The organism is Amycolatopsis taiwanensis DSM 45107 (genome assembly GCF_000519205.1).
Lineage (GTDB): Bacteria > Actinomycetota > Actinomycetes > Mycobacteriales > Pseudonocardiaceae > Amycolatopsis_E > Amycolatopsis_E taiwanensis.
Window position 1 is genome coordinate 250826 of the sequence record NZ_JAFB01000003.1, and the last position, 19190, is coordinate 270015.

Annotated in this window: 18 protein-coding genes and 1 pseudogene; 6 read left to right on the forward strand and 13 right to left on the reverse strand. The window is 68.8% G+C overall.

Features of this window, described 5'->3' with window-relative positions; translation table 11 throughout:
• Positions 1-10: 10 nt before the first annotated feature.
• The 5 genes from rapZ to A3CU_RS0101170 all read right to left on the reverse strand — a co-directional run bounded on the left by rapZ (position 11) and on the right by A3CU_RS0101170 (position 5166).
• Positions 11-868, reverse strand: a complete 858-nt coding sequence (gene rapZ / locus A3CU_RS0101150; RefSeq protein ID WP_052371392.1) for an RNase adapter RapZ — start codon at positions 866-868, stop codon at positions 11-13.
• A gap of 182 nt (positions 869-1050) precedes the next feature.
• The gene (uvrC, locus tag A3CU_RS0101155) at positions 1051-2991 is read right to left on the reverse strand and encodes an excinuclease ABC subunit UvrC (protein ID WP_027940708.1); all 1941 of its coding nucleotides are present in this window, start codon (positions 2989-2991) and stop codon (positions 1051-1053) included.
• A gap of 46 nt (positions 2992-3037) precedes the next feature.
• Positions 3038-3193 carry a hypothetical protein gene (locus A3CU_RS52115; RefSeq protein WP_211246305.1) on the reverse strand — a complete coding sequence of 52 codons (156 nt, stop codon included), beginning with the start codon at positions 3191-3193 and terminating at the stop codon, positions 3038-3040.
• Positions 3193-4629: an MFS transporter gene (locus tag A3CU_RS42995; RefSeq protein WP_245616838.1), complete on the reverse strand. Its 1437-nt coding sequence runs from the start codon at positions 4627-4629 to the stop codon at positions 3193-3195. The genes A3CU_RS52115 and A3CU_RS42995 overlap by 1 nt, the downstream gene beginning before the upstream one ends.
• Positions 4630-4716: 87 nt before the next feature.
• The gene (locus A3CU_RS0101170) at positions 4717-5166 is read right to left on the reverse strand and encodes an Rrf2 family transcriptional regulator (RefSeq protein ID WP_043840463.1); all 450 of its coding nucleotides are present in this window, start codon (positions 5164-5166) and stop codon (positions 4717-4719) included.
• 203 nt (positions 5167-5369) lie between these two features.
• Here A3CU_RS0101170 and A3CU_RS0101175 point away from each other — a divergent pair, with 203 nt between their 5' ends.
• Positions 5370-6149, forward strand: a complete 780-nt coding sequence (locus tag A3CU_RS0101175) for an exodeoxyribonuclease III (RefSeq protein ID WP_027940710.1) — start codon at positions 5370-5372, stop codon at positions 6147-6149.
• A gap of 62 nt (positions 6150-6211) precedes the next feature.
• Here A3CU_RS0101175 and A3CU_RS0101180 read toward each other — a convergent pair whose 3' ends face one another.
• The 8 genes from A3CU_RS0101180 to fmt form a co-directional block, all read right to left on the reverse strand.
• Positions 6212-6988 (reverse strand): SDR family NAD(P)-dependent oxidoreductase, encoded by a 777-nt coding sequence (locus tag A3CU_RS0101180; protein WP_027940711.1) that lies wholly within the window; start codon positions 6986-6988, stop codon positions 6212-6214.
• The gene (locus A3CU_RS0101185; RefSeq protein WP_084143054.1) at positions 6985-7377 is read right to left on the reverse strand and encodes a PH domain-containing protein; all 393 of its coding nucleotides are present in this window, start codon (positions 7375-7377) and stop codon (positions 6985-6987) included. Before A3CU_RS0101185 ends, A3CU_RS0101180 begins: the two co-directional genes overlap by 4 nt.
• A 107-nt stretch (positions 7378-7484) precedes the next feature.
• On the reverse strand, positions 7485-7991 hold the full coding sequence (ribH, locus tag A3CU_RS0101190) for a 6,7-dimethyl-8-ribityllumazine synthase (protein ID WP_027940713.1): 507 nt from the start codon (positions 7989-7991) through the stop codon (positions 7485-7487).
• Complete coding sequence (locus A3CU_RS0101195) at positions 7988-9259, reverse strand: bifunctional 3,4-dihydroxy-2-butanone-4-phosphate synthase/GTP cyclohydrolase II (RefSeq protein WP_027940714.1); 1272 nt, start codon at positions 9257-9259, stop codon at positions 7988-7990. The genes ribH and A3CU_RS0101195 overlap by 4 nt, the downstream gene beginning before the upstream one ends.
• A 91-nt stretch (positions 9260-9350) precedes the next feature.
• Positions 9351-9998, reverse strand: a complete 648-nt coding sequence (locus A3CU_RS0101200) for a riboflavin synthase (protein ID WP_027940715.1) — start codon at positions 9996-9998, stop codon at positions 9351-9353.
• A gap of 50 nt (positions 9999-10048) precedes the next feature.
• Entirely contained in the window at positions 10049-10744 is a 696-nt protein-coding gene (rpe, locus tag A3CU_RS0101205) for a ribulose-phosphate 3-epimerase (RefSeq protein ID WP_027940716.1), read from the reverse strand.
• Positions 10745-10893: 149 nt separating this feature from the next.
• Positions 10894-12312: an RsmB/NOP family class I SAM-dependent RNA methyltransferase gene (locus A3CU_RS0101210; RefSeq protein WP_027940717.1), complete on the reverse strand. Its 1419-nt coding sequence runs from the start codon at positions 12310-12312 to the stop codon at positions 10894-10896.
• The gene (gene fmt, locus A3CU_RS0101215) at positions 12309-13241 is read right to left on the reverse strand and encodes a methionyl-tRNA formyltransferase (protein ID WP_027940718.1); all 933 of its coding nucleotides are present in this window, start codon (positions 13239-13241) and stop codon (positions 12309-12311) included. The genes A3CU_RS0101210 and fmt overlap by 4 nt, the downstream gene beginning before the upstream one ends.
• Before the next feature lie 124 nt (positions 13242-13365).
• Here fmt and A3CU_RS55525 point away from each other — a divergent pair.
• The 5 genes and pseudogenes from A3CU_RS55525 to A3CU_RS0101245 form a co-directional block, all read left to right on the forward strand.
• Positions 13366-13954: pseudogene (locus A3CU_RS55525) on the forward strand (transposase family protein); the annotation flags it as partial.
• A 595-nt stretch (positions 13955-14549) separates the two neighbouring features.
• Positions 14550-15875 (forward strand): ABC transporter substrate-binding protein, encoded by a 1326-nt coding sequence (locus tag A3CU_RS0101230; RefSeq protein ID WP_027940720.1) that lies wholly within the window; start codon positions 14550-14552, stop codon positions 15873-15875.
• Between the two features lie 18 nt (positions 15876-15893).
• A complete protein-coding gene (locus A3CU_RS0101235) occupies positions 15894-16904 on the forward strand; it encodes a carbohydrate ABC transporter permease (protein WP_027940721.1) in 1011 nt (336 codons plus the stop codon).
• The gene (locus tag A3CU_RS0101240; protein WP_027940722.1) at positions 16901-17731 is read left to right on the forward strand and encodes a carbohydrate ABC transporter permease; all 831 of its coding nucleotides are present in this window, start codon (positions 16901-16903) and stop codon (positions 17729-17731) included. Before A3CU_RS0101235 ends, A3CU_RS0101240 begins: the two co-directional genes overlap by 4 nt.
• Positions 17728-19182, forward strand: coding sequence for a GH1 family beta-glucosidase (locus A3CU_RS0101245; protein WP_027940723.1), 1455 nt, complete (start codon positions 17728-17730; stop codon positions 19180-19182). Before A3CU_RS0101240 ends, A3CU_RS0101245 begins: the two co-directional genes overlap by 4 nt.
• Positions 19183-19190: the final 8 nt, after the last annotated feature.

The window sequence follows — 19190 nt, forward strand, 5'->3', positions numbered from 1 at the left end:
TCCGTTCCCCTCACTCGCGGCCCAGATCGCGGTGGATCACCTTGACCGCCACACCGTCTTCATTGGACAACAACCGGGCGAGCTCCTCCGAGAGGGCCACGCTGCGGTGCTTCCCGCCGGTGCAGCCCACCGCCATCGTGAGGTAGCGCTTGCCCTCCCGCTTGTAGCCGGCGCCGATCAGCCGGAGCAGCTGGTGGTACCGGTCGAGGAACTCCTCGGCACCCTCCTGGGACAACACGTAGTTGCGCACCTCGGCGTCGAGGCCGGTGTGGTCGCGCAGTTCCGGGATCCAGAACGGGTTGGGCAAAAACCGCACGTCCATCACCAGATCGGCGTCCATCGGCAGGCCGTACTTGTAGCCGAACGAAAGCACGGTCACGCGGGTCTGGGTGGCCGAGTCCGAGCCGAACGCGTCCTCGATCTTCGCGCGCAGGTCGTGCACCGACAGGGCCGAGGTCTCCAGGACCAGGTCGGCCTCCTCGCGCAGCGGTGCCAGCAGTTCGCGCTCGGCGGTGATGCCGTCGGCGAGCCGGCCGTCGCCCTGCATCGGGTGGCCGCGCCGGACCTGCTCGAACCGGCGCACCAGCACCGCGTCGGTGGCCTCCAGGAACAGCACCCGCGGCTTGTAGCCCCGGGCGTCGAGATCCTTGATCACCGAGGCGAGGTCGTCGGTGAAGGCCCGCGAGCGGACATCCATCACCACGGCCACCTTCGTGATCGCCCCCCGCGCCTGCGCGCCGAGCTCGACCATGGTCGCGATCAGCTCCGGCGGCAGGTTGTCCACCACGAACCAGCCGAGGTCCTCCAGGCACTTGGCGGCCGTGCTGCGGCCGGCCCCGGACAGCCCCGTGACGACCGCGACCTCCATCCCGGAACTTCGCTCGTCCTTGTTCATCTGTTCTCTCCCCTGCTACTCGTTTCGCCGCGAGTTCGCGCGCGACCGCGATCGTGTCGCCAGTGCGCTCCCACGCGTCCTGCCGCCCCGATGCGGGGCCTGTCGGCGGCGCGCTCTCGGGTCGGCACGGGAGCCGCGGTTCGGCACTGGGCTACTCACGTCGCCGCACCCCCGCCGGACAGCGCCGCGTGAATCACCTCGGCGGTGCGCCGGCCGATCCCGGGCACCTGCGCGATCTCGTCCACCTCGGCCTGCTTCAGCTTCTTCACCGAACCGAAGTGCTTGATCAGCGCGGTCTTGCGGGCCTGCCCGAGCCCGGGCACCCCGTCCAGGGCGGAGGCCTGAATCCGCTTCGACCGCTTCTGCCGGTGATACGTGATCGCGAACCGGTGCGCCTCATCGCGCACGCGCTGGAGAAGGTACAGCGCCTCGGAGGTGCGCGGCAGAATGACCGGGTCCTTCTCGGCCGGCAGCCACACCTCCTCCAGCCGCTTGGCCAGCCCCACCACCGCGATGTCGGTGATGCCCAGCTCCGCCAGCACGTCCGCGGCCGCGGTCGCCTGCGGGCCGGCGCCGTCCACGACGAGCAGGTTGGGCGGGTAGGCGAACTTGCGCGGGCGCCCGGTCTCCGGGTCGATCCCCGGCCGTTCGCCATCGGACGCTTCCGCGGGGCCTTCCTTGAGGTAGCGGGCGAACCGCCGCCGCACCACCTCGGCGATCGACGCCACGTCGCCCTCGTCGGCCGCCTCACGCAGGGCGAACCGGCGGTAGTCGGCCTTGCGGGGCACGCCGTCTTCGAACACCACCAGGGAAGCGACCACGTCACTGCCCTGGATGTGGCTGATGTCGACGCACTCGATGCGCAGCGGCGCGGTGTCCAGGCCAAGCTGCTCCTGCAACTCGGCCAGCGCGGCCGAACGCGCGGTGAGATCCCCGGCGCGGCGCAGCTTGTGCTGGGCGAACGCTTCTTCGGCGTTGCGTTGCACGGTTTCGGCCAGCGCCCGCTTGTCGCCGCGCTGCGCAACCCGGAGTTGCACCCGCGAGCCGCGCAGCCCGGAAAGCCATTCGGTGAGCGCGTCGGCGTCGGCCGGCAGCTCGGGCACCAGCACCTCACGCGGCACCGGGGAGCCGCTGTCCGGGCTCTGCTCGGCCACCTCCACCTGCTCGCCGTAGAACTGGGTGAGGAACTGCGCCACCAGCGCCGGCACGTCCATCTCGTCGACCTTGTCGATCACCCAGCCCCGCTGGCCGCGCACCCGGCCGCCCCGCACATGAAACACCTGCACCGCGGCTTCGAGCTCGTCGTGGGCGAAGGCCACGAGATCGGCGTCGGTCCCGTCGCCCAGCACCACGGCCTGCTTCTCCATGGCCCGCCGGAGCGCGCCGATGTCGTCCCGCAGCCGGGCCGCCTTCTCGAACTCCAACTGCTCGGCGGCCTCGGCCATCTCGTGTTCGAGCCGGCGGACCATGGCGTCGGTGCGCCCGGCGAGGAAGTCGCAGAAGTCGTCGACGATCTGGCGGTGCTCCGCCGCGCTCACCTTGCCCACGCACGGCGCCGAGCACTTGTCGATGTAGCCCAGCAGGCACGGGCGGCCGATCTGGGTGTGGCGGCGGAACACGCCGTTGGAGCAGGTGCGTGCGGGGAACACCCGCAGCAGCAGATCCAGCGTCTCGCGGATCGCCCACGCATGCGCGTACGGCCCGAAGTACCGGACGCCCTTCTTGCGCGGGCCGCGGTAGACGTGCAGCCGCGGGAACTCCTCGTTGAGCGTCACCGCGAGCACCGGGTACGACTTGTCGTCGCGGTATCGAACGTTGAACCGCGGGTCGAACTCCTTGATCCAGTTGTACTCCAACTGGAGCGCCTCGACCTCGGTCGAGACCACCGTCCACTCCACACTCGCGGCGGTGGTCACCATCTGCCGGGTGCGCGGATGCAGGCCGGCGAGATCGGCGAAGTAGGAGTTCAGGCGACTGCGCAGGCTCTTGGCCTTGCCGACGTAGATGACCCGCTTCGTGGCGTCGCGGAACTTGTACACGCCGGGCGCGTCCGGGATGCTCCCCGGCGAGGGACGGTAGGTGGACGGATCAGCCACATTCCCACCCTATGGCCCACCCCCGACAGTTCCGCACGCCCCTGGCTCAGCCGGCCAGTACCCGCGCCTCGACGCCGGGAAGATCACCGAACCGGGCCCGGGCGTCGGTCGTGACCAGCGCCCGGCCGGTCGCCCGGGCGGTCGCCGCGATGATCAGGTCGAGCGTGCCGCGCGGCGTACCGAGGCGGGTCACCTCGGCCATTAATGCGGTGTCAACGCGCGCGGCGGTGTCGCTCGCGCTTTCCTCAACCGGAGCGCCGCGATCATGGCAGGCAGAAGCACCACCGTGAGCGCGAGAAAGATGTCGGAGTACGCCGGTGCCTGGTTGGTGTAGAGGGGATTGACCGCATCCGGCCCGCCGGTTTGCCGGGCCGAGAGCAGGGCGGAAAAGAGCGCCGGTCCCGCACCCGCACCCAGGAACTGGGCACCTTGGAAGATGCCCACGCCGGCTCCGACCTGCTCAGGCGGCAGGAGGTGACTCACCGCGCTGGTGACGAGGGTGACGAGCACACCGAAACCAGCGCCGAGTCCGAGGACAGCCAGCCCGGCCAGCACCGGGGACGCACCCACCGCGATCGTGGACAGGAACAACGTCGACAGACCAATTGCCGTCAACCCGAGGAATGCCGCGGTGCCCTCGTTGGCGCCACGGGCGCCGATCCGGCCGGCTACCGGTGACACCATCGCAAGGGCGAGCCCTCCGGGAATCATGACCAGACTTCCCTGGGCGGACGTGAGGCCATTGACGTCGATGACGAGGATCGACACCAAGACCAGCGTCGCCATGTTCACGAACATCGCCAAGAAGATCACCACGATCGCCATGACGTAACCACGGTTGGTGAACAGCGACGGTGGCACGAACGGATGCGTGGCGGCACGGGTTCGCCAGGCGAACAGTGCCGCCAGCGTCACGCCGGCCAACATGGCGCCCCAGGAGGACGGCGAGCCGATTCCCGCGCCCTCGGCCCGCGTGACACCGAACAGCAGCAGACCGGCGCCAAGCCCGAGCAGGGCGCCGCCGAGCAGGTCGAGGGGACGCCGGTCATCGGGCGAGTCGTCAGTGATGACGCGCCGAACGGCGGGGATCAGGACCAGCACGGCGATCGTCATGAGCCAGAACAGCGCCGGCCATCCCAGCAGCTGCCCGAGTAGCCCACCCACCGCAGGTCCGCCCGCCGTGCCGACGCCTGCGGCGGCACCGATGACCCCCACCCCGACTGCCGTCTTCTGGCGGGGAAGCAGTCGTGTGGCGGCCACGATCGCGAGCACCGGTATAGCTGCTCCGCCGGCCCCCATGACGATCCTGCCGAGCACGAGGATCAACAGACCTGGCGCCAGGGCGCAGATCAAGCTGCCGGCCCCGAAGACCGCCAGCGCGCTCGTGAACAACCGGCGCAAACCGAAGCGGTCCGCGACCCGGCCGTACACCGGGATACCGATGGAGCACACCAGCAGAAATCCGGTCACGACCCAGGCCACCTGAGCCGTTGATGCCGTGAACTGCTCGGCGATGACGGGAAGGACGAGCGAAACCATGTCAGCGGCGATGGGGATCAACATCATCGCGGGAGCGAGCACGAGCAGCAGCCGACGCATCGGGACTGCGGTACTCACGAACTCTGGCGCTGAGCTCACGGGAATCTCCCTTCGTACTGCAACCAGACTGGTTACAGTTATGGGCAAAGATTCGGGCGGAGGTGTTCCTCCGCCCGGCAGGTCTTCCTAGCGACTTCTGGACGCGATGCGCTCGCGCTGATGCATGTGGCGGAGCATGTCGGCAATACTCGTCTGCGCGAGGCGATCTTCCATCGCATGCTGAGCCGCCGCGAATTCGGTCTCCAACACCGACTGCATGTGCCGGCCGATCATGCAGCCCTGGTTTGGCGGATGGGCGTGTACCGGCAACACCGATGCGCCGTCCTCGGCGGCAGCGTAGGCGTCGTAGAGGCTGATCTCCTCGGCCGGCTTCGCGAGCCGCCAGCCGCCGCCACTGCCTTCGGCCGCCGCGACCAAGCCGTTGTCCCGCAGCAGTCCGAGGATGCGACGCACCAGCACCGGGTTGCTGTCCAGACTCTCGGCGATCTTCGCCGACGACTGGAGGCCGTCCTGCTCCCATCGAGCCAGAAACGTCAAGGCGTGAACCGCCACCGCGGTTCGGCTGCTGACACCCATCGCCGTCCTTCGATCGACAAACTGAAACTACTTTAGTTACAGTTCTGTCGAGGAGTCAACCGGAAATTGACGACTCCCCTGCGCAAGGCGATTTGTAAGCGCCGAAGGCAGAGCCACGTGCCGCTAACGTCTTGGCCCGGCAGCACTGCGCCATCGGACGCCCATGCGCGGGCACGGCGGTGCGGTGTGCGATTCTCAGCCCTATGCGGATCGCGACCTGGAACGTGAACTCGATCGTCGCCCGGCTTCCTCGCCTGCTGGGGTGGCTCGAGTCGGCCCAGCCGGACGTGCTGTGTCTCCAGGAGCTCAAGACCACCACCGATGCCTTCCCCCACGACGAGGTGTCCGCGCTCGGCTACGAGGTCGCCGCCTACGGGCTGGGCCGCTGGAACGGCGTGGCCATCCTGTCGCGGGTCGGCCTGGAGGACGTGCGCCGCGGGATCGTTGACCAACCGGCCTACGAGGACGCGGTGGAACCACGCGCGATCGGCGCGACCTGCCGCGGACTACGGATCTGGTCGGTGTACGTGCCCAACGGGCGCGAGCCGGGGCATCCGCACTACGCGTACAAGCTGCGCTGGCTGGAAGCCTTGCACGCCACCGTGGTCGCCGAGTCTTCGGCGGACCGGCCGCTGGCCGTGCTGGGTGACTTCAACATCGCACCCACCGACGGCGACGTGTGGGACATCGGCGCCTTCGAGGGCGCCACCCACGTCACCGACGCGGAGCGAAAGGCCTTGGCGATGCTCCGCGACGCCGGACTGTCCGACATCGTTCCGCGTGCGCTGAAGTACGACCGTCCCTACACGTACTGGGACTATCGACAGCTCGCCTTCCCCAAAAACAACGGCATGCGCATCGACCTGGTCTACGGTGACGCGAAGTTCGCGAGCGCGGTCAGCGACGCATACGTCGACCGCGAGGCGCGCAAAGGCAAAGGTCCCTCCGACCACGCCCCCGTCGTGGTCGACGTCACCCTCTAGCGAACCTGTGCTTGGCCGATGGCGTTGCCACATCATCTGACGCCCACCTGCGGGCGAAGCGCTCAGAAGATGTGCAGGCCGCCATCGACGTTGTAGGTGGCGCCGGTGACGAAACCGGCTTCCTCGCTCAGCAGGAAGGCGATCGTCGCCGCGACGTCACGCGGGGTGCCGACCCGGCCGACCGGCAGGTCGCGGACCAGTTCGCGCTTGCGCTCCTCGCTGAGCGTGCCGCCCATGATGTCGGTGTCGATCGGTCCGGGCGAAACCGCGTTCACGGTCACACCGTGCCCGGAGATCTCGCGCGCCAGCGCACGCGTGAAGCCGAGCACGGCGGCCTTGGCGGCCGAATACGAAACCCTGCTGTAGGTGCCACCGCCGCGCTGCGCCGACACCGACGAAACGCTGACCACGCGGCCGATCCCGTTCGCCACCATGGTCTTCGCCACCCGCTGCGTGAGCACGAACAGGCCGCGGATGTTGATCCCGAAGACCCGGTCCCATTCGGGCAGATCCAGCTCGAAGAACGGCACCGGCGACGCGACACCCGCGATGTTGGCCAGCCCGACGACCTGCGGCAGTTCGGCTTCGACCCGCGCGACGGCGGAGAGGACCTGGTCAGGCTGCGAGACGTCCATGCCGACGCCGAGCGTCTTCACGCCGTACCGCCCGGCCAGCATGTCCGCGACCTCTTCGGCACCGGCGGCGTCCACGTCGAGCACCGCGACATGCCAGCCCCGCGCGGCGAGCAGTTCCGCGGTGACCCGCCCGATCCCGCGCCGTGACGCGCCGCCGGTCACGATCACCGTGCGCTCGGCGGGGAAGCCCGGGAGGAAATTCATGACCACGCTTGTCGGTGCAGCGCCCGCAACTTCCGCACCGACTGGACGGCCCGCTCCCGGTCCACCGCCTGGATCGCCAGGACGCCGTAGTACTCGTCTTCCGGTAGCTCCAGACGCGCGAACGAAGCGCCGTCCGGGAAACTCACCGAAAGCACCTCATCCCAGGCGAACTTCCGGCCCACCAGCACGTTGCGCACCTCGATGCCCGAGGCGTCGGCGCGCACCCGCGGGGTCGCGAACAGCATCGACCCGGCGGCGAGGATCACGCCGACGCCCATCATCGCGATCTGATCCGAGAGCCCGAAGATGGCGCCGGTGTTGGAATGCCGCAGCAGCAAGGAAACCACCACGAAGACGCCCAGCAGCACCACGGCCAGCAGGACGGACATCCAGATCGCCCGGTATGGCCGGATCACCACGACCTGGTCGCCCCTCCTCGGCGTGCCGCCATCCGTGTGGTGGTCACCTCGAGCGCTGCGCTCTGACACCGTTCCGCTCACCCGAAATCTCGTTCCGTCGACGGCCGGCGAAGCGAGCGCAGCACGTGCGCCGTGTCCAGCGCGGCCAGCGTCGCCTCCCGCCCCTTGTCCTCCTTGGACTCCGGCAGCCCGGCCCGGTCCAGCGCTTGCTGCTCGGTATCACAGGTGAGCACCCCGTTGCCGACCGGAGTGCCCTCGTCCAGCGCGACCCGGGTCAGCCCGGCGGTCACCGCGTCGCACACGTACTCGAAATGCGGCGTCCCACCGCGGATGACCACACCGAGCGCCACCACCGCGTCGTGGTCCCGGGCCAGCGCCTGCGCCACCACCGGCAGCTCGACCGCACCGGCGACCCGCACGACGGTGGGCTCCTCGGCGAGCTTCGCCGCACGCGCCGTGGCCACCGCGGAGGCCAGCAACGCCTCGGTGATCGTGGCATGCCAGCGGGTCGCGACGATCGCGAGCTTGAGGTCCTTGCAGTCGGCGAGGTCGAGTTCGACCTCGGGACGGCCTTGTCCGCTCACTGCGCACCGTCCCCGTTGCCCCGCACATCGGCGCCCACCTGGTCGAAGTCCTCCAGCTGGGTCAGGTCGTGCCCCATCCGATCCCGCTTCGTCCGCAGGTAGCGCAGGTTCTCCGGGTTGGGCGAGATGGGCAGCGGCACCCGCCCGACCACGCGCAGGCCGTAGCCTTCCAGGCCGACCCGCTTGGCCGGGTTGTTGGTGAGCAGCCGCATCGAGCGCACCCCGAGGTCGCACAGGATCTGCGCGCCCGTGCCGTAGTCCCGCGCGTCGGCGGGCACGCCCAGGGCGAGATTGGCGTCCACCGTGTCCGCGCCGTTGTCCTGCAACTGGTACGCCTGCAGCTTGTGCAGCAGGCCGATGCCGCGTCCCTCGTGCCCTCGGATGTAGAGCACGATCCCGCGGCCCTCCATCGCCACCGCCTGCAGCGCCGCATCGAGCTGCGGTCCGCAGTCGCAGCGCAGCGACCCGAACACGTCGCCGGTCAGGCATTCCGAATGCACCCGGACCAGGATGTCCTCACCGTCGCCGATCTCGCCGTACACGAACGCGATGTGCTCGATACCGTCCAGCAGGCTGTCGTAGCCGACCGCGCGGAAGGTCCCCGACGCCAGCGGAATCCGCGCCTGGGCCACCCGCTCGACCTGCTTCTCGGTGCGCCGCCGGTAGGCGATCAGGTCCGCGATGGTGATCATCTGGAGGTCGTGCTCGGAGGCGAACACCTCCAGTTCGTCGCGCCGGGCCATGTCGCCCTCGTCCTTCTGCGAGACGATCTCGCAGAGCACGCCCGCCGGCTGCAGCCCCGCCATCCGCGCCAGATCGACCGCGGCCTCGGTGTGCCCGGGCCGGCGCAGCACCCCGCCCGCCTTGGCGCGCAACGGGACCACGTGCCCCGGCCGCCGGAAGTCCGCCGGCAGCGTCTTCGGGTCGGCGAGCAAGCGGATCGTGTGCGCCCGGTCGGCCGCGGAGATCCCGGTGCTGACGCCCTCCGAGGCGTCCACCGTCACGGTGTAGGCGGTGCCGCGCACGTCCTGGTTCGTGTGGTACATCGGCGGCAGGTCCAGCCGGTCACAGTCGCGCTCGGTCAACGGGACACAGATGTAGCCCGAGGTGTAGCGCACCATGAAGGCGACCAGCTCCGGAGTGGCCTTCTCCGCCGCGAAGATCAGGTCGCCCTCGTTCTCGCGGTCCTCGTCGTCGACCACGATCACGGGGCGGCCGGCCGCGATGTCCGCGATGGCTCGCTCGATCCCCGCGGTGTCCAGCGGCACCCCGGCGCCACACGGTGTCCCTGTCGTCACGCGTCCTCCTGAGTAGTGCAGGACGCCTCCGCCCGGTCGGCACCGCGAGAACGATCGCCGCTCATGCGTCCTCCTGGGTGGTGGCAGCCCTGCCTCCATTGTGCTCCGCAACGCGAGCGAGGTCTGCCAGATACGGCCCGGCCAGCTTCTCGAGATGCTTGGCGATGACGTCCACCTCGAGGTTGACCGGGTCGCCCGGCGTCACGCGGCCCAGCGTCGTCATCTCCAGTGTGGTCGGGATCAGCGCCACGGTGAACTCGTCGTTGGTCACACTCACAACGGTCAGGGAAACACCGTCGACGGCGATCGAGCCCTTCTCGACCACGTACCGGGACAGACCCTCGGGCAGCGAGAAGCGGGTCAGGCCCTCGGCGTCGCGGGACAGGAACACCCCGGTGCCATCGACATGGCCCTGCATGATGTGGCCGCCCAGCCGGGCGCCTGCCGCGGTGGCGCGCTCCAGGTTGACCTGGTCGCCCGCCGCGATCTTGGCCAGCCGCGACCGCTGCAACGTCTCGTTGACCACGTCCACGGTGAACTCGTCGCCACGCACCTCGACCACCGTGAGGCACACGCCGCTGACCGCGATCGAATCGCCGTGCCGGGCGTCCGAGGCCACCAGCGGGCCCCGCACGCTCAGCCGGGCGGCCATGGGCACCTGCTCGACTGCGGTGACCTCACCGAGCTCCTCGACAATGCCGGTGAACACGCTCGCCGTCTCCTCCTCGGTTGTTCCCTGCCCGACCGCCCCGCAGGCGGTCACGAACCGTTCCGGGCACCCGCGCCCGCACCGGCCGCACTGGCGGCCCGCTCCCGCAGCGCCTCGACGGCCTTGCCCGGGTCGTCGGCGCTGTACACGGCCGAGCCCGCGACGAAGCAGTCCACGCCCGCCTCGGCGGCCTGCTCGATGGTGTCGGCGTTGATCCCGCCGTCGATCTCCACGATCAGCTTCAAATGCCCGGTGTCGACCAGCCGGCGCGCGGTACGCACCTTGTCGAGGACATCCGGGATGAAGGACTGGCCGCCGAACCCGGGCTCGACCGACATCACCAGCAGTGTGTCGTAATGCTTCAGCGTCTCGACATGGTCTTCCAGCGGCGTGCCCGGCTTGATGGACAGGCCCGCCCTGGCGCCGGCCGCGCGGAGGTTCTTGGCGAGCATCACCGGGTCATGGGCGGCTTCGACGTGCACCGTGACGTTGTACGCGCCTGCCTCGGCGTAGCCGATCGCCCAACGGTCGGGGTTCTCGATCATGAGATGGCAGTCCAGCGGCAGGTCGGTGACCTTCAACAGGGACTCGACGACGGGCAGCCCGATGGTCAGGTTCGGCACGAAATGGGCGTCCATGACGTCCACGTGCACCCAGTCGGCACCGGCCACCGCGTGAATCTCGTCCCCCAGCCGGGCGAAGTCGGCGGAAAGGATGCTGGGTGCGATGAGTGGTCGATGAGCCATGATTACGCAGTGTAGGAGAGCTCTCGGACTCCGCCCTCGCCGCACCCGGCTACGAGTCGGCTCATCGCTGTCCCTCCGCGATCCCGCGCGTGACCCAGGCGCGCCACGTACTGGTCACCTTGAGTGCCGCGACTTTGAGACAGAGCCGCTCACTGCTTGCGTGCCATCGCGCAGAACATCGCGTCCGTGCCGTGCCGGTGCGGCCACAGCTGCGTGTACGGGCCGTCGCCGAGGTGAGGGACGCCCGGGAAGAACTCCCGGCTGTCCAGGATCTCCGCGTTCGCGCGGCGGGCCGCCTGGCCGAACACGCCCTCCGTCTCGGCCAGGTGCGGCGAGCAGACCACGTACGCGAGCACCCCACCAGGGCGGAGGAGCTCGAACGCCGAGGCCACCAGCTCGCTCTGCAGCCTCGTCAGGTCCGCGACGTCGGAGGGCCGGCGCCGCCAGCGCGCCTCGGGCCGCCGGCGCAAGGCCCCCAGCCCGGTACACGGGGCGTCGACCAGCACCCGGTCGAAGCCCGGTTCGAGGCCGGGCTCGCGCCCGTCGGCGACGTGCACGGTGACCGGGAGACCTTCGGTGGCCCGTTCCACCAGCCGCGCCCGGTGCGGCGCCTGCTCCACCGCGTCGACCCGGGCGCCCGTGGTGGCCGCCAGCGCGCCGAGCAGCGCCGCCTTGCCGCCCGGCCCGGCGCACAGGTCGAGCCAGCGCTCGTCCGGCCCACTCAGTCCGGCCCGGGTGAGCGCGACCGCGCACAACTGGCTGCCCTCGTCCTGGACGGCGGCCAGCCGCTCCCGGATCGGCTCCGAGTCCGCGGGATCGCCCCCGCCGGGCGGCAGGTGCACGCCGTAGGGCGAGTAGGGCGCCACGTCGCCGCCGGTGATCGCGGCCAGCTCCTCGGCGCTGATCTCGCCGGGGCGGGCGACCAGGTGCACCTCCGGGCGGGCGTCGTCGGCGGCCAGCGCCGCTTCGAGCTCGGTCCCCTTGTCCCCCAGGGCTTCCGCGAATGCCCTGGCGACCCAGCGAGGGTGCGCGTACCGCAGGGCGAGGTATCCGATCGGGTCGGCGTCACGGTCCGGCGCCACCTGGGCCATCCAGCCCTCTTCGTCCTTTTCGGACACCTTGCGCAGCACCGCGTTGACGAATCCGGAAGCCGGCGACCCGGCGTCGGCCCTGGCCAGGTCGACCGTCGAGCCGACCGCCGCATGCTCGGGAATCCTGGTGCGCAGCAACTGATAGGTGCCGAGCCGTAGGCAGTCCAGCACCACGCCATCCACTTTGGACAGCGGCCGGTCGAGGCAGGCCACGATCACCTCGTCGAGCAGCCCCTGGGCGCGGGCCGCGCCGTAGGCGAGTTCGGTGGCCAGCGCGGCGTCACGCCCGGTCACCCGGGTGCGGCGCAGCAGCTCCGGAAGCACCAGGTTCGCGTAGGCGTCCCGCTCGCGGACCGCGCGCAGCACGTCGAGCGCGACCCGGCGCGCCGGGTCTTCCACCGGCGGGCGGCGCGGTCCCTGCTTGCGTGGTGCGGGCCTGCCCCGGTCCGGCCGGGACGGCCGTCGCTGGCCGGTCATGAGAGCCGCTCCCCTGATTCGATGCGCGTGCCGCGGGCCCAGTCCGGGGCGCTCATCCGTTTCTTGCCCTGCGCCTGGACCTCGCCGAGCCGCACCGGCCGGGTGGCGGTGCCGGCCAGCACCCGCCGGCGCTCGACCTTCAGCTCCCCTGGCGCCAGCGTCAGCTCCGGTTCGTCCACAACGGACACCGGGCCCAGCTTCAGCCGCTCGCCGCGGAACAGTGCCCAGGCACCGGGCTCCGGGGTGACCGCACGCACCAGCCGGTCCACGGCGGCGGCCGGCTCGGTGAAGGACACCCTGGCGTCCTCCACGGTCACCTTGGGCGCGTATGTCACGCCGTCGGCGGGCTGCGGTTCAGCGCGCAGGGAACCTTCCTCGATGCCATCCATTGTGGACACCAGCAGCCGGGCACCGGAGACGGCGAGGCGGCCCAGCAGCTCACCGGCGGTGTCCGCCGCACCGACCTTCTCGGTCACCACGCCGTAGACCGGGCCTGCGTCCAGCTCCCGCACGATCTGGAAGGTCGACGCGCCGGTGATCTCGTCGCCCGCCCGGATGGCGGCCTGCACGGGGGCGGCGCCGCGCCACGCGGGCAGCAGCGAGAAGTGGAGGTTGATCCAGCCGTGCCGGGGGATCTCCAGCGCCCGCTGGGGAAGCAACGCCCCGTAGGCGACCACCGCGCAGGCATCCGGCGCCAGCTCGCGCAACCGGTCGAGAAAGTCGTCGTCGCCGGCCTTGGCCGGGGTGAGCACCTCGATGCCGCGCTCGTCGGCGAGCCGGCCGACCGGCGAGCGCACGAGGGAGCGCCCGCGCCCGGCGGGCGCGTCGGGGCGGGTCACCACCGCGACCACGTCGTGCCGGGGAGAGTCCAGCAGGGTACGCAGGGAAGGCACCGCGGGTTCCGGGGTACCGGCGAACACCAGGCGCATCAGCGGGCCCCGCCGGTTTCAGGGTGAACGAACATCCCGACCAGTCTAGATGATTGATTCCGCGAGGATCATGTGAAGTGAGGGAAGTGGGCGGAGGTGGGATGAGGGTACCCAAGATCAAGGTGTGAGCAAAGACCTAAACACCCTCCTGACAGCACTCTACGTGCTGATCGACGACCATGTTGTACCGCCCCGCACCGGTCGTGGGCGCCGAGCCGGGCTGACCGACAGTGAACTGCTCTGGCTGGCTGTAGCCCAGGTGCTGCTGGGCTACCACAGCGACCCGCAGTGGCGGAACATGTTCCCTGCCTGCCGAAACAACCCGGCTACCACAAGCGGTTGAAGAACGCCGAAGCGTTGCTGTGCAAGACAATCCTGATCTTGGCCGTATGCCGCCCGTCCTGGTTCGACGACCTGTGGATCACCGACGCCACACCCGTGCCCCGCGGCATGTCCCGGGAAACGGTGAAACGCTCCGACCTGGCCGGCAACGCCAACTACGGTTACTGTGCGTCACACTCCCGGTGGCACTGGGGCCTGAAGCTCTACCTGGTGTGTGCACCGGGGACGGGGTGCCGGTCATGTGGTGCCTGGCCGACCCCAAGATCCGCGAACGCGAGGTGCTGGCAACAATACTCGACAACAACCACCACCTGATCCGCAACGGTCAGATCCTGTTGGCCGACAAGGGGTTTCCGGCGAGCCGTTTTAGAAACTCACCGAGTCGCCGCCCTCCAGCACCAGGTCGGCCCGCTTCGCGTTGACCATGAGCTCAGCCCCACGCCTTCGCAGTTGTCCGTGGACTTCACGATGCCCAGGACACAAGGCGCAATAATGCTCTAAGGGTCCGATGTGGATATTCCCGGCGCACTGCCGGTGACCCTGCGACAACGTCATCACGGCGTACCCGTTCACCTCCCGCGTCGATGACCCGGTCCAAACAACCCGCGATCAGGATTCGTTGAGAACGACGAACGCTAACGAGCACGTCGACCGGCCACCACCGGTGACCTGGCAGGGCTGCGCTCGCTGCTCGTGCCGGACGCCACCCGGACCGCCGACAGTGGCGCCAAGACCACCGCGGCGCGCCACCGCCCGAGCAAAAGCGCGGACTTTATTTCAAATTCGTCGGTTACCGGGCCATCAGCCGCAGGTTTCGGCCAGGCAACGGGTAGTTGACACCAAGAAGCGAACGGGGGCATAGTTGCGGCGCCGTGAGAGTGAGAGCGCTCTCACACGCAAGGCGGGTTCACCGTCACAACCGTCGGCGCCCGCTCCATAACTGCTAAATGGCGGGAGTATTACAACGTGCGTAAGTTCTCCCGAGGGTGGAGCCGCAGGCTCGCCCTCTCCTGGCGCAAGGGCCTGGTCTTGGGCGCTGTCGCGACCTTCGTCGCCGCAACCTCGGCCGCATGCGGCGGCAGTGGCAGCGCCGGCGGCAGCGGCGCACAGACGCCGCTCGGCAAGGACGACACACTGACGATCACGACGTTCAGCGACTTCGGCTACGCCGACCTGATCGAAAAGTGGAATGCCGATCCCAACAGGCCATTCAAGGTCCAGCCCACCGTGATCGCGGACTGGGACCCTTGGAAGGCGACGCTGAACTCGGACCTGCAGGCAGGCACCGGTCTCACCGACATCGTCGCGATCGAGGGCGACGCGATGCCGCAGTTCCTCGCCCCGGGCGCGTCCGACCAGTTCGTCGACATCAGCGACCCGTCGCTCAACGGCCGCTGGATCGAGTACAAGTACAAGGCCGGCCAGACCGCCGACGGCAAGCAGATCGGCTACCCGACGGACGCCGGCCCGGAGGGCATCTGCTACCGCGCCGACCTGCTCGCAAGGGCTGGGCTCCCGACCAACCGGGATGACGTCGCCAAGCTGTTTTCCAGCTGGGACAGCTATTTCCAGGCGGGCCAGACGTTCGTCAGCAAGGTCCCCGGGGTCCACTGGTACGACGCGAGCAACACGATCTCCCAGGCGATGTTGAACCAGACGAAGTATCCCTTCCAGACCGCCGACAACAAGGTCAACGTCGACAATCCCGAATTGAAGAACGTTTACGACACCGTCACCAAGTACGTCCCGACGCTGTCGACGAAGGTCGAGCAGTGGGGTGACGACTGGAAGGCCGGCTTCGCCAACAGCACCGTCGCGACGATTCCTTGCCCCGGCTGGATGTTCGCCAACATCAAGGAGGCGGCGCCGAACGTCACGGGCTGGGACTTCGCCGACGTTTTCCCGGGTGGCGGCGGTAACTGGGGCGGTTCCTTCCTCGCCGTTCCGCAACAGTCGAAGCACCAGGCCGAGGCCAAGCGGTTCGCCAACTGGCTGACCGACGCCGCGCAGGAGAGCGCCGCGTTCGAGAAGGCGGGCAACTACCCGGCCAACATCGCGGCCGAGCAGGAACTGGTGTCGAAGAACGCCACGGACTCGTACTTCAACAACGCACCGACGGCGAGCATCCTCGCTAACCGCGCGAAGGCGGTGCAGCCGGGTCTGCCGTACAAGGGTGACAAGTATTCCGACATCCTCGGCCTCTTCCAGTCCGCGATCCAGCGGGTGGACCAGGGCACGGATCCGGCAGCGTCCTGGCAGACGTTCGTTCAGGCCGTCGGCCAGCTGTCCTGACCCAAGGTGCCATCTGTCATGAATGACAACGTGCCAGCCACCGTCGGGGTCGCCGAAAAACCGGCGACCCCGGGGGTGGCCCCCACCCCGCGGCCCACCGCACCACCGCTCACGTTCCGCCAGCGGCTCGACCGCTGGGACCTGAAGGCCTCGCCGTACCTCTACGTGCTCCCGTTCTTCCTCGTGTTCGCAATCATCGGGTTCTTCCCGATGGTGTTCAGTGGTTATCTCTCGTTCTTTTCCTGGCCGCGCTTCTCCGCCAGCCCGGGTAAGGTGGTCGGCTTCGCGAACTACGCGCATGTGCTGGGAGACCCGGTCTTCCTCAAGGCGCTCGTGAACACGATCGCGATCTTCCTGCTGTCTTCGGTGTCCCAGACCATCGTGGCGACGATCATCGCCGCGCTGCTGGACAACAACCTGCGCGCCAAGTCGTGGTGGCGGATCGGCGTCATTCTGCCGTTCGTCGTCGCCCCCGCGGCCACCGCGTTGATCTTCGGCTCCCTCTTCTCCGACCAGACCGGCCTGATCAACGACATCCTGAACGGGATCGGGCTCTCCCCCGTCCAGTGGCACGCCAACCGGCCGGCGAGCTGGCTGGCCATCGCCACCATGGTCAACTGGCGCTGGACCGGTTACAACACGCTGATCCTGCTCGCCGCGATGGTCGCCGTCCCGCGCAACCTCTACGAGGCCGCGTCGATCGACGGCGCCGGCAAGATCCGCCAGTTCTTCTCGGTCACGCTGCCGTCGATCCGACCGACCATGCTGTTCGTCATCATCACCTCGACGATCGGCGGGCTGCACATCTTCACCGAGCCTCGGCTCTTCGACACCAACCTGCAGCATCAGGGCGGCGCGGACTACCAGTACCAGACCCTCACGATGTATGTGTTCAACACGGCCAACAGCGCCACCGACCCTTACCCGAGGGCCGCGGCCGCCGCCTGGCTCCTGTTCCTCATCATCGTGGTGTTCGCGCTGGCCAACTATCTCATCACCCGCGCCGTCCAGCGGAGGAGCAGCATATGAGCCGCCGACCCGGGTTCGTCGTCTACGGCCTGCTCGCCGCCTTCCTGCTCGGTTCGGCCTTCCCGCTCTACTGGTCGTTCGTGCTCGGCTCGGTGACCAAGGAAGAGACGATCCAGACCCCGCCGCCGTTGATCCCCGGAGGTCACTTCTTCGAGAACGCCACCAAGGTGTTCCACTCGATCGACTTCTGGTCCGCACTGCTGAACTCGATCATCATCTCGGGCATCTCGGCGCTCTCGGTGGTGCTTTTCTGCACGCTCGCCGGGTACTCCTTCGCCAAGCTGAAGTTCCGCGGCAGCAATGGGCTGATGGTGGTCGTGATCATCACCATGGCGGTGCCGCCGCAGCTCGCGCTGATTCCGTTGCTGCGGGAGTTCACCAACATCGGCCTGAGCGGGACCCGGTTCGCGGTCGCGCTGCCGTGGCTGGTGACGGCCTTCGGGGTGTTCTTCATGCGGCAGTACCTCGTCGACGCGATCCCCGACGAGCTGATCGAAGCCGCCCGCGTCGACGGCGCGTCGATGCTCCGTACCTTCTGGACGGTGGCCGTTCCCGCGGCACGCCCGGCGATGGCGATCCTCGCCCTGTTCACCTTCATGCAGGCGTGGACCGACTTCATGTGGCCACTGGTGATCCTGCAGGGTTCCGATGTCCAGACCCTGCAGACCGCTCTCGACCAGCTCAAGGTCGCGTCGGGCGGCGGCTACACAGACATGGCGCTGCTGCAGGCCGGGACTATCTTGGCCACCGTGCCCCTGCTTCTTCTGTTCATCGCTACCGGCCGGCAACTCGTCGCCGGCATCATGCAAGGAGCCGTCAAGGGATGACCGATTTCCCGAACCAGTCCCAGACCGTCGAGTTCCCGCAGGGCTTCCTGTGGGGTGCCGCCACGGCCTCGTACCAGATCGAAGGCGCGGTGGACGAGGACGGCCGGACACCGTCCATCTGGGACACCTACTCCCGGATCCCGGGCGCCATCCTGGGCGGCGACACCGGCGACGTGGCCTGCGATCACTACCACCGGATGCCCGAGGACGTCGCGATCATCAAGCGGCTCAACCTGGCGTCGTACCGGTTCTCCACCGCCTGGCCGCGGGTGCGTCCCGACGGTGGCGCGGTGAACCAGAAGGGCATCGATTTCTACCGCCGGCTGGTCGACGAACTGCTCGACGCCGGTATCGCGCCATGGGTGACGCTCTACCACTGGGATCTCCCGCAGGCGCTGGAGGACCAGGGCGGGTGGCTCAACCGCGACACCGCGCACCGCTTCGTCGAGTACGCCAACACCGTGTACGACGCGCTGTCCGACCGTGTCCAGTACTGGACCACGCTCAACGAGCCGTACTGCTCCTCGCTGCTGGGCTATACCAGCGGCGGGAAAGCACCCGGCCGTCAGGAGGGTGTGGCGGGTCTCGTCGCCCAGCACCATCTGCTGCTTGCGCACGGGATGGCGGCCGATGAGCTGCGGCGCCGTGGTGCCACTCCGGACAACGGCAGGCAGGTCGGCATCACGCTGAACCTGACCACCGTGGACCCGTTCGACCCGGCCGATCCGGCCGACGTCGACGCGGCACGACGGGTGGACAACTTCTTCAACCGGGGCTTCCTCGACCCGGTCTTCAAGGGTGAATACCCCGAAGACCTGTTCACCTACACCGAGGGCCTGACCTATCAGGGCCGGCCGTGGCAGGACTGGGTGCAGGACGGCGACCTCAAGGTGATCAGTGCGCCGCTGGACACGCTCGGCGTGAACTACTACCGCGGGCATGGTGCGTCCGGGCGTCCCCACGACGACCTCCTTGAGGACAACGTCCCGCATGCGCCGCGCCCGACCGTGTCGCCGTACCCGGGCAGCGACAACATCGTGTACCCGCGCCGCGGGTTGCCGACGACGGCGATGGACTGGGAAGTGCAGCCGGAGGCGCTCACCCGGCTTCTGGTGCGGCTGCGCGACGAGTACGCCGCGCCGCCGATCTACATCACCGAAAACGGCGCTGCCTATGACGACGAGGTGACGCCGGACGGCGCAGTCCACGACACCGACCGGATCCGCTTCATCGACGTGCACCTGCGCGCGGTGCACGACGCGATCACCAGCGGCGTCAACGTTCAGGGCTACTTCGTCTGGTCGCTGCTCGACAACTTCGAGTGGGCATTCGGCTACCTGCGCCGGTTCGGTATCGTGCACGTCGACTACGACACCCAGGTTCGCACCGTAAAGGATAGTGGTCACTGGTACGCCGAAGTCGCCTCGACCAACCGAATTCTCGGGACCTGACGATCGAC